Annotated in this window: 9 protein-coding genes; 6 read left to right on the top strand and 3 right to left on the bottom strand. The window is 45.2% G+C overall.

What is annotated here, in order from left to right; translation table 11 throughout:
- Positions 1 to 74: 74 nt before the first annotated feature.
- Positions 75 to 887, top strand: coding sequence for a posphoenolpyruvate synthetase regulatory kinase/phosphorylase PpsR (gene ppsR, locus DYH48_RS07845; protein ID WP_006081952.1), 813 nt, complete (start codon positions 75 to 77; stop codon positions 885 to 887).
- Positions 888 to 1,069: 182 nt separating this feature from the next.
- Complete coding sequence (locus DYH48_RS07840; RefSeq protein WP_006086250.1) at positions 1,070 to 2,134, top strand: 3-deoxy-7-phosphoheptulonate synthase; 1,065 nt, start codon at positions 1,070 to 1,072, stop codon at positions 2,132 to 2,134.
- A gap of 162 nt (positions 2,135 to 2,296) precedes the next feature.
- On the opposite strand, the gene DYH48_RS07835 is transcribed toward DYH48_RS07840, so the two are convergent.
- On the bottom strand, positions 2,297 to 5,680 hold the full coding sequence (locus DYH48_RS07835) for a glycosyl hydrolase family 18 protein (protein WP_115334459.1): 3,384 nt from the start codon (positions 5,678 to 5,680) through the stop codon (positions 2,297 to 2,299).
- Between the two features lie 367 nt (positions 5,681 to 6,047).
- On the opposite strand from DYH48_RS07835, the gene DYH48_RS07830 reads away from it, so the two are divergent.
- On the top strand, positions 6,048 to 6,536 hold the full coding sequence (locus DYH48_RS07830) for an acyl-CoA thioesterase (protein ID WP_172481162.1): 489 nt from the start codon (positions 6,048 to 6,050) through the stop codon (positions 6,534 to 6,536).
- A 195-nt stretch (positions 6,537 to 6,731) separates the two neighbouring features.
- Positions 6,732 to 7,394, top strand: a complete 663-nt coding sequence (locus DYH48_RS07825; protein ID WP_011847015.1) for a response regulator transcription factor — start codon at positions 6,732 to 6,734, stop codon at positions 7,392 to 7,394.
- Positions 7,395 to 7,620: 226 nt separating this feature from the next.
- On the opposite strand, the gene cysB is transcribed toward DYH48_RS07825, so the two are convergent.
- Complete coding sequence (gene cysB, locus DYH48_RS07820; protein ID WP_006081957.1) at positions 7,621 to 8,604, bottom strand: HTH-type transcriptional regulator CysB; 984 nt, start codon at positions 8,602 to 8,604, stop codon at positions 7,621 to 7,623.
- A 228-nt stretch (positions 8,605 to 8,832) separates the two neighbouring features.
- Here cysB and zomB point away from each other — a divergent pair, with 228 nt between their 5' ends.
- The gene (gene zomB / locus DYH48_RS07815) at positions 8,833 to 9,612 is read left to right on the top strand and encodes a flagellar motor control protein ZomB (protein WP_006086247.1); all 780 of its coding nucleotides are present in this window, start codon (positions 8,833 to 8,835) and stop codon (positions 9,610 to 9,612) included.
- Positions 9,613 to 9,838: 226 nt separating this feature from the next.
- Here zomB and topA read toward each other — a convergent pair whose 3' ends face one another.
- Entirely contained in the window at positions 9,839 to 12,481 is a 2,643-nt protein-coding gene (gene topA / locus DYH48_RS07810; protein WP_115334458.1) for a type I DNA topoisomerase, read from the bottom strand.
- Positions 12,482 to 12,811: 330 nt separating this feature from the next.
- On the opposite strand from topA, the gene astB reads away from it, so the two are divergent.
- On the top strand, positions 12,812 to 14,146 hold the full coding sequence (astB, locus tag DYH48_RS07805; RefSeq protein WP_115334457.1) for an N-succinylarginine dihydrolase: 1,335 nt from the start codon (positions 12,812 to 12,814) through the stop codon (positions 14,144 to 14,146).
- The last annotated feature ends 46 nt before the right edge of the window (positions 14,147 to 14,192 follow it).

The raw sequence follows: 14,192 nt of genomic DNA, 5'->3' as shown, positions 1-14,192 counted from the left end.
GGCATTTTACACTCCTGTCGAACACGCGTAAATCTATAATTTTATTTGTAATTTTATTACTACAAGAGGTCAGTATGGCACCAAAAGTATTCTATATCTCCGACGGGACAGCGATCACAGCTGAAGTTTTTGGTCATGCGGTTCTCTCGCAATTTCCATTAGAATTTGAGTCACTTACAATTCCATTCGTCGAAACTTTGACGAAAGCGGAGCAAGTTAAGCGACAAATTAATGATTGTTTTATTACAACAGGTGAGCGGCCGTTAGTATTCCATTCGATCGTAAAAGCGGAGATCCGCGACATCATCTACTCGAGTGAAGGCTTAGATTATGATTTTTTGAATACTTTTGTGGCCCCACTCGAACAACATTTAGGGGTTTCAGCTTCTCCAGTGTTGCATCGCACCCATGGGAAAGCAAATCACGGCTATGAAGCGCGTATCGATGCGATTAATTTCGCCATGGATAATGATGACGGTCAGACCATGAAACACATGGATCAAGCCGATCTGGTTTTACTTGGGGTCTCTCGCTGTGGCAAAACCCCATCGAGCCTGTATTTGTCGATGCAGTTTGGCATCAAAGCCGCGAATTACCCTTTCACCGAAGATGATATGGATAACCTTAAGTTACCCGACGCGCTGAAACGCAATAAGAAGAAACTGTTTGGCTTGACGATTGATCCTGTACGTTTACATGAGATCCGCCAAAGCAGAATGGAGAACAGCCGCTACTCGTCACTCAAACAGTGCCGCTTAGAAGTTAAAGAAGTGGAAATGCTGTTTAAACGTGAACGCATTCCTTATATAGATACAACGAATCATTCAGTGGAAGAAATTGCCACCAAAATCTTGGATGTCACGGGCCTAGAACGCCACATGTTCTAAGCTTGTAGAGCAAAAAGCAGCAAGATAAACCGAGTGAATTTAGCTTAATTGAATCTAACTTGAATCAAATTCATTGCACAGTTGCCGACAATTAACACAATTGGCGCTGTGCAACTCGGTTCGATTCGTTATAATCCGAGGCAATCTGGCGAAAAGCGCCGCACGCAAGCTCGGTATTTTGAATGACCATAAAAACAGACGAACTACGCACTTCCTTATTAGCAAAAGTCATCTCACCTGCGCAACTGGCATCTGAGTTCCCATTAACTCAAGATGCGGCCGATTATCTGGTTCAGCAACGTCGTGAAGTCGAAGCCATTATTATGGGTGAAGATCAACGTCTATTGGTGATCATAGGCCCATGCTCAATACACGATACCAAAGCGGCATTAGATTATGCGCAGCGCTTAGCCGCGTTACATCAAGAATTGAAAGATGATTTGTGTATCTTAATGCGGGTCTATTTTGAGAAACCTCGCACGATTGTCGGCTGGAAAGGATTAATTTCTGATCCCGATCTTGATGGCAGTTTCGAACCAAACAAAGGCTTACGTATTGCTCGCGAGTTGCTGCAACAAATCACTGAATTAAAATTACCTATCGCCACCGAATTCTTAGATATGGTGAACGGTCAGTACATCGCCGATCTCATTACTTGGGGCGCAATTGGCGCACGCACCACTGAAAGCCAAGTTCACCGTGAGATGGCCTCGGCACTGTCTTGTCCTGTTGGTTTTAAAAACGGTACCGATGGCAATATCAATATTGCCGTCGATGCAGTGCGCGCTGCGCAAGTTCCACATATTTTCTATTCACCGGATAAAGATGGCGCGATGGCGGTCTATCGCACCCACGGTAATCCGTTTGGTCATATCATTCTGCGCGGCGGCAAAACGCCTAATTACCACGCCGAAGATATCGAAAAGGCACGGCAACAACTTGCCTCTGTTGGGGTCACTCAACGTATGGTGGTTGATTTCAGCCACGGTAACAGTGAGAAGAACCACCTTAAGCAGCTTAACGTGGCTGATGAAATCATGGCGCAAATGCGGGCAGGCAGCACTGCCATCGCAGGTATTATGGCTGAAAGCTTCTTACAGGAAGGCAACCAGAAAGTCGTTGCAGACCAGCCACTCTGTTATGGCCAAAGCATCACAGATGCCTGCTTACATTGGGATGACTCAGAAGTCCTGCTACGTAAACTAGCAGCTGCTTCCCGCGAGCGAAAAGCATTGTTAGCAAAATAAGCCTAACGCTTGAAAAATATGTCCGAAGCGATATACATTTTCCAATAAAAAAAACCGATCTTTGATCGGTTTTTTTATTAAGAGCGGTTTAATACCCAATGTAATAGCCAGCAACACACTGCGACTAACGCCTTTGCGTTCTTTTATTAAACATAAACAATGTTATAGATTACACACAAACGCCCAATCTGCAGAAGCTCCAGGTGCCGCGTTGGTCCACCACTTAGCTTGGTAAACAGCGCGACTGTTTTTCATCCGATCGCCCGTTGCTGCATGACTTGGATTTCCCTGATAGTCCTTTTGCGGGAAATTTGGATAAGCAGGAATACCCGCAGTATCAACACTCGCCGCTTCACAACTATCCACCACAGGTACTTGGCATTCAGGTAAACTTGGATTTGCAGCACAATCCAAAGGTGGAACAACGGAACTCGCCGCACCAAATCCATATCGAGTGCCATTAAAACTTACAGTAAAGTTTGATGGCATAGAGACAGGCAAATAGTACTTAATCGTGCCGTCAAACGTTGCCCCAGGCGCGAGACTTTTCCAGGTTGGCAAGATAAAGCGCACATGGTGGAAATCATTCTCCAACCCGCCCACGTTATTTCCTGCCACATTGGAACCATCCGTTACCACAGTTAACCCCATACCCGATTGATCGGCAATTTCGGCTGAAGTTGAAGTTGAAATATCAAATTCAAACTCCGCACCGCCGGGTATAGTCACTTGGCTATTATTGGTGATGGTTAAGGTTGGCGTAATCGGATAGTTACTGTCGCCCACTTTATAGCCAGATAAGCTTGCCGTTAAGGCCAATGTTTGTGATGGCATTACCTGATTGCTGGTGCGATTGCCATACGGGGTTGCTTGCGCAAATCCGTTGTACGCAATGCTGGTCATAGTATCACCGACAAAGAACTCACCCTGACCATTGTTACGCTCTGGATACCAGCCGAAGTCACCTGCTAATTCCCAGAACATGACGCCGCCAATGCCGTTATCGACCACATATTTCACTTTGCGCGCCATAGCTTGCTCATCTTCAGTAGACAGATACACCTTTTTGGTCGGGTTCCATAACCATGAAGATTCCGCCACAGCGTCATAGTGGCGCTCATAGGTACCCGTCAGTCGATCGGCGACATTCGTTTGCGGATCTAATCCATAAAGGCTTAAATAACTGCCGCTGATACCGAGCTCCAAGTTTTTAGCATGCCACATAGGGTTAGAGCCTGCGAACATCTCATCGCCACGTACATCACTATCGTGCCAGAGGTTATCAATTCCTTGAGCACCGTAACCACAGTTTGACGCCCCATCACCCGTACCCACAGGACAAGCCGTTTGATCCGGATATGCCGCTAAGCCCCATAGGCCGTTAGTGCCACCACTGACATTTTGCCAACCACGCGTATAGTAAGGAATACCGATATTGATCCGCCCTGCTGGCATAGAACCGCGGAAATAATGGTATGCCCAATCGGTATTGAGATAACCAATGCCGCCATATTGCGCCGTACTATAAACATCCCAATGCGCAAGCTCTGCATCTGTACCAGTGTCAAACAGCGCCGCATTGTGACCGACAAAATCATTCCACGCGCCGTGCAAGTCATAGCTCATAATATTGACGTAATCGAGATAACGAGTCATCTGATACGCCTCCATCCCACGTAACAAATAGCCCGATGCTGGCGCAGCAACGGTCAACATATAGTGCTTACCATCTTGCTTGCTGGCTGCATCGAGTTTTTCACGCAGGGTTTTCATCAGTAGTTCGTACTGTTTAAACAAGGTCGCACGCTTTGGCTCTGACATCGAAAAATCATCAGGATTACCGGATTTAGCCATTGATGTCGCGTACTCATAGTCGATATCCGCCCCATCAAAGCTGTAAGTACGTAAGAACGTCACCACAGAATCGGCAAAGGTTTCAATCCCTTGCGTCGTCTGAGTCATCTCATAGAAACCACCACTGGCAACACGATTACCGTTATCATCAAAATAACCGCCCGTTTCAGCCCAGCCACCAATCGAGATTAAAGTCTTAACGTTTGGATGGCGTTTTTTATACTTATTGAGTAAGTTAAAATGGCCTTTGTAATTAAACTCGGGATCCATCTCAGCGCCTGCAACGCCCGGCCACTCTAATCCTGTTGCCACGTTCGTGACACTATTGGGGTCGCCAATAGAGACCTTGTTATTCGAATCAATATGCGCAAATGCATAATTGATGTGAGTAATTTTATCCCACGGAATATCACTTGCGAGATAACTCGGCTGGCCATTTTTACCCGTGCGCCACGAAGTAAAGTAACCGATAACGCGGCGGGCGTGATCGCTACCCATTTTTTCGCGGCCCTGTTCATCGTACACATCGCAATAGACTGAATCACCCACTAAACCTTCAGGACGGCAAGCCTCATTATCGGTTGGTGCTTGACCTACTCGGCCGATGACAGCGGTTGATAATGTTGTCAGGCCAAGATTATCGATAGCCTCAGCGGTGAAACGAATGTCGCCGTTTTCAAAGGTAGTCCATTGTGCACTGTATGGCGCGGTTGCATCTTCAGCAACGAGCACACCGTTAGCATAAAAGCGCACGCTGGCCACATCGCCATCACTGTCAGTCGCAGTTGCTGCGAGTGATAACACCGTGCCTAAATCTGTTTGAAAGTTGGCCTGCGGCGCGGTTAATGTCACGCTTGGCGCTTGATTAGCTGCGACAACATTGAGTTTGATGATTGCCGACAAGCAACTGGCATTGTGACTATCGTAGGCACGGGTTTGTATTTGATGCTCACCGACTCCAACGGCCTGCGACGTTGCCGAATAGGGTGCACTGTTATCAGTCGCAATCAATTGACTATCAAGATAAAACTCAACTTTAGTAATGCTATCACCCGTATCAGGATCACTCGCATTCGCAGTAATGGTTACTGAGTCGCTAACAGTGACAGCGCTGTCATTGAGAGGTGACAAAATTTCTGTCGAAGGCGGTAAGTTTTCACTCGTAGCATTGATAACGGTTAGCACAACACTTTTCTCGGTCGTCGCACCTTTGTCATCGGTCGCTACCGCTTTAAGCTGAACAATGCCGATCGCATTAGTCGTCCAAGGGCTCGTTACCGCCTGACCATTGGCAAACCAATTTACGCTCGCAACAGTACCGTCAACATCAGATGCATCGGCCTGCAGCACGACAACATCCCCTAAATTCACACTCACATTGTTTTGCGGCTGCAAGATAACCAGTGTAGGCGCTTGGTTTTGCGCTCCATCACACACGCCTTTGTTTTCCCATACGCCCCACTGCCCTGTTTGGCTCGGGTTTTCATTCTGGGTCCACCACTTATTTTGATAGAGATAATTATCGTAGGTTACAGGCGTGACGGTTGCATAGATTTGGCTACTGTTCCAAGCTGCTATGTCTTGGCAACTCACTGCTGCAGCCGTTTGAGAATAACTGAAACCCGCCATAGCTGTGGCCATTAACCACGCGAATCGCTGTTGCTTCATTACCCAAGGTATATTACAGATCATGTTGAAATCCTCTTTTATTATAGTATGTTACCGAAATAGTCCTTTACACGAGCACATACAACGTCAGATGACAACAAAGGGGTTACTGCGGAATATTCAAGGTAGCTCAATGTAAGTAATTTGTTAACCTTTAAAGTGTTATATTAAATAACTAGATATGACAAATTTTAAAAATCACATTACTTTTAATGGCTTATACTTAAACAATGAGTTTAAAATATTATCTGCTATGCATAGCCGCTTAAAAGGTTAGTAATAAACCGACAATAAAATCTGCTAGAGGCTCAAAGTGAAGTGGTTTTCTATCTTTAAGAATTAAAAATCTCTATAATTCAGCCTTATTTGCTGCATTACCTTAGGTTGCTGTATGTCGCTTACGCCCATTTCTCCAAACACCGAAAATACCTCACGAACCGAAACCCCAGAAGCACAATTTCCTGAAGCGATTCAAACGCGAATCGACTCCTCTGAAGCGCGGGTAATCAAAGCGGTATTTCCATCCATCACCAACCATCACAATACGTTATTTGGTGGCGAAGCTTTAGCGTGGATGGATGAAACGGCCTTTATTGCTGCAACTCGTTTTTGCCGTAAAACCTTAGTGACTGTGAGTTCCGATAGAATCGATTTTAAAAAACCTATCCCCGCAGGCACATTAGCCGAACTGATCGCGCGGGTGATCCATGTCGGTAACACTTCATTGAAAGTTGAAGTGAACATCTATGTCGAAGACATGTATCAAGATCACCGAGAGCATGCCATACGTGGTGTGTTCACCTTTGTTGCGGTTGACGAACAACGAAATCCCACTCAAGTGTGGACATACGAGTCGTTTTTTAGACGATGTAAGCTATAGAACGGCCCGTTATCTCGGGCTTTTCATTACTATCGTGCGATTCGAATCTATTTTGCAAAACACCGACCAAAGTCTAACAACCAGAAACATATCAAAATTTTGTCTTTATTCATGAATAAAGCAATAGGATCCTTGATTACTTTTCTGTTACATTGAGTTCAATCTTCACGCGCACCGAACATAATCATAAAAGCCATGAAGCTAGAAAACTTAAATATTATTATCGCAGACGATCATCCATTGTTCAGAAATGCACTACGTCAAGCACTGACCACAGCGTTTGAGCATGCACAATGGTTTGAAGCCGACAGTGCTGACGCACTGCAAGCTGTGTTGGATGTCCGTAGCGTCGATTACGATCTTGTACTGTTAGATTTGCAGATGCCCGGTTCCCACGGCTACTCCACACTTATTCACCTACGCTCACATTATCCCGATTTACCCGTGGTAGTGATTTCTGCACACGAGGATATCAATACCATTAGCCGTGCGATTCATTATGGGAGCAGTGGTTTTATCCCTAAATCGGCCTCGATGGAAACCCTTAAAGAGGCACTGAGTGCGGTGTTATTCGGTGACATTTGGCTGCCTAAAGGCACTGAGATTATTTCTATCGATGACGACGCCGTTGATAAAATGGCCAGCAAATTATCCGATCTCACGCCGCAGCAATATAAAGTGTTGCAGATGTTTGCCGAAGGTTTGTTGAATAAGCAAATTGCCTATGATCTTGGCGTCTCTGAAGCGACCATCAAAGCGCACGCGACTGCCATTTTTAGAAAACTGGGCGTTCGTAACCGAACACAAGCCGTCATAGCTCTTGCTCAGCTTGAGATGGATAAAGTTGATTTATCTTAATTGCATACATCTTAGGATGTGTGATGAGCTTGATGCATGTTTATGCTTTATGAATGCCACATGGCTAGTGTTTTTATTACCTAAATTTAAGCTCCTAGATTTAAGGGATTAGATTTAAGCACTAAGGTTTAATACCTTGATTTATAAATGAAGTTTCAGCTAAACATTATTCCATAAAAATGCCGCTTATATTAGCGGCATTTTTATGTCAGTAAATTATGGCCAATTAACGCATTGGCAGATTTTTATCGGCAAACATTTCATCAATAAGCTGTTGATCCCGTAAGGCGACAGCTTTCTCCACCACGTCACGGGTTAAATGCGGCGCAAAGTGCTGAATAAAATCATACATATAACTGCGCAAGAAGCTGCCCTTCCTGAAGCCAATTTTAGTCGTACTGTGGGCAAACAAATGGCCAGCATCAATCGCAACTAAGTCTTTATCGACATTTGGGTCAATCGCCATGGAGGCAATAACGCCCACACCTAATCCTAAACGGACATAGGTTTTCAGCACATCGGCGCTGGTCGCACTAAAAACAACGCGCGGCTCTAAGTTGGCGCGATTGAACGCTTTCTCAATTTCAGAGGCACGGTCAAAACCAAAGACATAAGTCACTAAGGGGAAGCGCGCTAAATCTTCGATGCTAATCAAATTATTTGGGCTACGGGTCGCAAGAGGATGATCTTTAGGAACGACGATGGAGCGATTCCAATGATAACAAGGCAACATAATTAAGTCGGAATATAAATGCATTGCTTCAGTCGCAATGGCGAAATCCGCATCACCGCGAGCCGCCTGTTCGCTGATCTGCGATGGAGTCCCCTGATGCATATGCAAGTTCACTTTAGGGTAGCGATCAATAAACTGCCGAATGATCGTCGGCAATGCATAGCGCGCCTGAGTGTCAGTCGTGGAAATATTTAACTCGCCTTGATCGGGCTTAGTATATTCCTCAGAAACTTTTTTAATGCTCTCAACTTTACCCAAGATATCATTGGCAATGCTGATCACTTGCAAACCCGCAGGTGTGACATGGGTTAAGTGCTTACCGCTACGACCAAATATTTGGATCCCCAACTCATCTTCAAGCATGCGAACTTGTTTACTGATCCCAGGTTGAGAGGTATACAAGTTTTCAGCTGTCGCCGATACATTGAGGTTATGTTTTACGACCTCAGCAATATACCTGAGTTGTTGCAGTTTCATCTTATTTCCTTGTTTCAAACACGCAAAATGCCATTAACAACTGAGCCCTCAAAGCACTCTCAGCTATAATCAATCGTTATAGTATATAGTAGAACTTAAAGCAAATAGGAATATAGAGCACAAGTCTGCAGATTCATACGACAGAAATGATAACCTAGGCTAAGATAACTATGCTAGTTTATTGATTTATTGTAGCATTAGCTCAATTGGATAAATAATGGAACATCTATGTCATTCACCTTGGTTCTGATCCTCATCGGTGCGCTTTTACTGCTTGTTATCGGAATTAACGTATTACAACAACAAAAAGAACGCGTAGAGGCTGAGCGGCGCATTGAATTTGCCCGTCAAAGAGCAATTATCGATGAAACCGAAGCTGTGTTATCAAACACAGGGATGATGCCTTGTAGCACGAATATTGTGTTGGTTTTGTACCGTCGCGTGCAAGATGCCTTGCAGGCTGCGACAGCTATTAGTAATAGCCAACAACAGTCTGATTACCAGCGCCGACTAGCCGATATCAACAATCAAATAACAACCTTACAGTCTGGTCAACCTCAATCACCACCGATTGAGAATTTCAGACTACCCGATAACGACAAACAAATTTTAGCGCTAGTGCAAACCTTGAAAAAGCTCAAGGCTATACTCAGAGCCGAACATAATAAAGGGAAAGTCGACCCAAGCATTTTTGCTCAGGAAGAAAGTCGTATCGACAGTTTACAGCTCAGGATCAATGTTGATTCCATGCTTTCCCGTGCCAGAGCGGCCAGTTTTATGAAGCAATATGGTTCATCAAAACAAATGGTAACTAAAGCACTATCGACATTGCACGCGATTAAGGCACAAACGCCTAATGACCCTTTCATTGGTCGTAAAGTGGATGAGGCTAAACAATTGCTTGATGAGATTATGGGCGCGCAAAAACAATCTGAACCCAGTGCACCTAGACCTAAAAATGAAGAAGATGATATCGACATGCTGTTTCAACCGAAAAAGAAATGGTGATCAGTTACTGTTTGCTTACCTTTAAGTTGAATTAGCGGCACGTCTTCCACTCGTTCTTCAGTGTTATTGGGCGTGGTGAGTGAGTGCGAGTAAAGCGAGCAACATTTTTGGCTCATTATCTACAGCAACAAATCAGTCTCTAAAGAAAATCGAAACAAAAAAGCCAAGTCATAATTGACTTGGCTTTTTTGTTATTCTCTTGGCGTTAAGCTAGCTTAATCCGCCGCTATGCGCTTTTCTTGGCTTTCTTGGTAGTCTCACTCACCCACTTGCCATTAACGTAATGCGCTGACCAACCAGTGGCTTTGCCGTCGACTTCAGTCGCAACGTATTGCTCTTTCGTCTTACGGCTAAACTTCACCGCAGCTTTATTGCCTTCGTCATCAGTGACGGGCGCATCGGCTAAATATTGATACTTAGGCCACAGCAGCTCGCGGTATTGAACCAGTTCTTCAACCAGAGGTGCACGGGTTTCCCGTGATTTAGGGAAAGTACTGGCCGCTAAGAAGATCCCTGCTGCACCATCACGTAATACGAAATGGGCATCCGATTTGCTGCATTTCAGATCAGGCAAATAGATAGGATCTTCTTTTGGCGGCGCAGCCTCGCCGTTCTTCAGTAATTTACGCGTATTTTTACATTCGCTATTGGTACAACCAAAATACTTACCAAAACGGCCGTTTTTCAGTTCCATGTCGTGGCCACAGCGATCACACTCAATCAGCGGACCTTCATAGCCTTTGATCTTGAATTGGCCTTCTTCGACTTCATAGCCTTCACAAATCGGGTTGTTACCACAGACGTGTAGCTTACGCTTCTCATCAATTAGGTAACTGTCCATCGCTGTGCCGCAAATACTACAGCGGTGCTTCGCACGCAGTGCATCAGTCTCGGCATCTTCACTGTTTTCGCTAATCGCCTCAACGCCAGGCGTAAGGTTCATCGTTGTCTTACAGCGCTCTTTGGGAGGTAATTCGTAACCAGAGCAACCGAGAAAAACACCGGTTGTTCCCGTGCGGATCCCCATAGGGCGACCACAGGTTGGGCACTTGATATCCGTCATCACCATTTGGTTAAGACGCATGCCACCTTCTTCGGGATCGAGCTCCGCTTTTTCTAATTGCTTAGTAAAGTCAGCATAGAAGCCATCGAGCACTTTTTTCCAATCTAATTCGCCACGAGCCACATCGTCTAATGTTTGCTCCATGCTGGCGGTAAAGTCATAGCTCATTAAATCAGCAAAACTGCCGACTAATCGCTCGCTGACAATTTCACCCATTTTTTCGGCATAGAAACGACGATTCTCAACTTTTACATAACCCCGATCTTGAATCGTTGAAATGATGGTTGCGTAGGTCGATGGGCGGCCAATACCGCGTTTTTCTAATTCTTTAACTAAAGAGGCTTCGCTGTATCGAGCTGGCGGCTTAGTAAAGTGTTGCTTAGGTTGCAACTCTTTTAACGCTAATACATCGCCTTGTGCCACAAATGGCAACGTATTGTCTTCTTCGTTTTTCTTCTTGAGTGCTGTTTGCACGCGAGTCCAACCATCAAAACGTAAAGTACGTCCCGTTGCTTTGAGCTCATAGTCACCCGCTTTTACGGTCAACTTAGTAGCATCATATTGGGCTGGCGTCATCTGACACGAGACAAACTGACGCCAAATCAGCTCATATAAGCGCTGAGCGTCACGCTCCATGTCCGATAAGGTCGCCGCTTGGACATGAACGTTCGATGGACGAATCGCTTCGTGAGCCTCTTGTGCGCCTTCTTTAGAACCGTAGCGAATGGGTTCAGCGGGTAGATATTTATCACCAAACTCTTTGGCAATCATATCACGTAAGTTTTCAACGGCTTCTTGACTCAAATTGGTCGAGTCGGTACGCATATAAGTGATATGACCGGCTTCATAAAGTCGCTGAGCCATCATCATGGTCTTCTTCACACCGAAACCTAAGCGAGTACTCGCCGCCTGTTGCAATGTCGATGTAATAAAGGGCGCAGAAGGTTTGCTTTGGGTCGCTTTGTCTTCGCGGGCCAGCACGGTAAAACTCGCCGCCGATAACGCTTGAACCGCCGCCATAGCTTGCTGTTCATTGATAGGATTAAAGGCCGCATCTAAATGCTTAACCACTTCCATCCGCAAGGCTTCTTGGGCTGGCGTACTCAGCTCTGCATGTACATCCCAAAACTCTTCCGGTACAAAGGCTTTAATTTCGCTTTCACGTTCAACCACTAAGCGAACAGCAACCGACTGCACTCGTCCAGCGGATAAACCGCGAGCGACTTTTTTCCACAGCAGTGGCGACACCATAAAACCGACAACTCTGTCTAAGAAGCGACGAGCTTGCTGGGCATTAACCATGTTAGTGTCGAGTGTCGACGGCTTGCTAAAGGCATCTTGAATCGCAGACTTAGTAATTTCGTTGAAAACTACACGTTGATACCGTGAAGGATCACCGCCAATCACCTCTTGCAAATGCCAGGCGATAGCTTCTCCCTCACGGTCTAAGTCGGTTGCGAGATAGATTTGGTCGGCGGAATCGGCAAGTGCCTGTAGCTCTTTAACGACCTTTTCTTTGCCCGGCAAAATTTGATACTTAGCCGCCCAGCCCTTTTCAGGGTTTACGCCCATGCGAGACACCAGCGCTTGCTGATCTTTCACCTTTTTATATTGAGCTTTTTCTTCTGGCGACATTTTCTTAACTTCGGCAGCGGATTTAACCTTTTCATTGCCTTCTGAAGCCGATGATGTCGGCAGATCACGGATGTGACCTACGCTCGATTTAACGATGAATTCTTTGCCAAGATATTTATTAATAGTCTTAGCTTTGGCCGGTGATTCGACAATAACTAGCGATTTACCCATAGTTTAATTTGCGCCAAAAAATCTCAAGAAGGTGGAAATTGGCACCATATATAGAGGGTTGTACTGATAGTTTCAAGTTAATCCCTCTTTTATATGTACCAGCGAGTCACTTTTTAATCAAAGTTGAAAAAATGTAAAAATATAATATGCGTAATTAAAAACTAATATTTCATTATTTGCCAGCAAGCAAGAAATAGTTATGCATTTATCGTGAAAAAGTCGCTTTGAGCACAAAACCGTCCGCTTGTGCACTCGAAAAGCTTCAGTATACTGGGTTCCCTCAGGGACCATATGAACAAATAATAACTTTCCCTATCACAAGGATAAGCAATGAAGCACTTTGAAGCGAATTTTGATGGACTCGTTGGACCAACACACAATTACGCAGGGTTGTCTTTTGGCAATGTCGCCTCACTCAGCAATGCCGCCTTAGTTTCCAACCCCAAAGCTGCTGCGAAACAAGGACTCCAAAAAGCCAAAGCACTTGCCGATATGGGCATGGTTCAAGGTATGTTAGCCCCTCAAGAGCGCCCAGACCTCTATACATTGCGCCGAATTGGATTTTCCGGCTCTGACGCCAATGTATTAAAACAGGCCGCAAAAGAAGCGCCTATGTTGCTTAATGCCTGCTGCAGTGCGTCCAGTATGTGGACTGCCAATGCCGCAACTGTCTCACCCAGTGCCGATACGCGTGACGGCAAACTGCATTTCACCCCAGCAAATTTAGTCGATAAACTGCATCGCAGCATCGAGCCCCTCACAACGGGGCGCATATTAACAGCAACTTTCAGTGATCCCCACTATTTTCATCACCATAGTCACTTACCTGAGCATAATAGCTTCGGTGATGAAGGTGCGGCGAACCACACTAGGCTATGCAACGAGTACGGCCATGCCGGTGTAGAATTGTTCGTTTATGGACAAGAAGCCACCAATCCCAATGCCCCTAAACCGCAAAAGTATCCAGCAAGACAAACCTTAGAGGCATCGATGGCTGTGGCACGCTTGCATCAGCTTGAAGAGGATAATTGCGTCTTCATCCAGCAGAATCCTGATGTCATTGACCAAGGTGTATTCCATAACGATGTTATCGCAGTTGGTAACCAAAATGTGCTGTTCTACCATGAACAAGCCTTCTTAAATACCCAACATAAAATTGATGAAATTAAGCGTAAGCTTGATACAGAACTGTATTTCATTGAAGTGCCCACCGCTAAAGTGGCGATTAACGACGCAGTCAAAAGCTACTTATTCAATACCCAAATTATCACGCTTCCCTCTGGTGAAATGGCCATTATTGCCCCAACTGATTGCCAAGAAAATCCCGCAGTATTTGCCTATTTGAATGAACTACTGACGCTAAACACTCCCATCAAGCAAGTGCTTTACTTCGACGTAAAACAAAGCATGCAAAACGGCGGCGGCCCCGCCTGCCTGCGTTTGCGTGTTGCGATGAATGAGATGGAAGTGGCGGCCGTAAATCAACACACCTTAATGAATGATGCCTTATTTGCGCGTTTAAATCTTTGGGTAGACAAACATTACCGTGACAGATTGACCACCCAAGATCTTGCTGACCCTCAGCTAATCATCGAATCTCGCACTGCATTAGATGAGCTCACGCAAATAATGAAGCTAGGAAGTGTGTATCAGTTCCAGCGTTAGAATAACGCTGGCAATTTATATTTCACACTAACCAAACATAATAAAG

Origin of the sequence: Shewanella baltica, from assembly GCF_900456975.1 — a bacterium.
GTDB classification, from domain to species: Bacteria; Pseudomonadota; Gammaproteobacteria; order Enterobacterales; family Shewanellaceae; genus Shewanella; species Shewanella baltica.
This window is presented reverse-complemented; position numbering and strand designations above follow the sequence as displayed.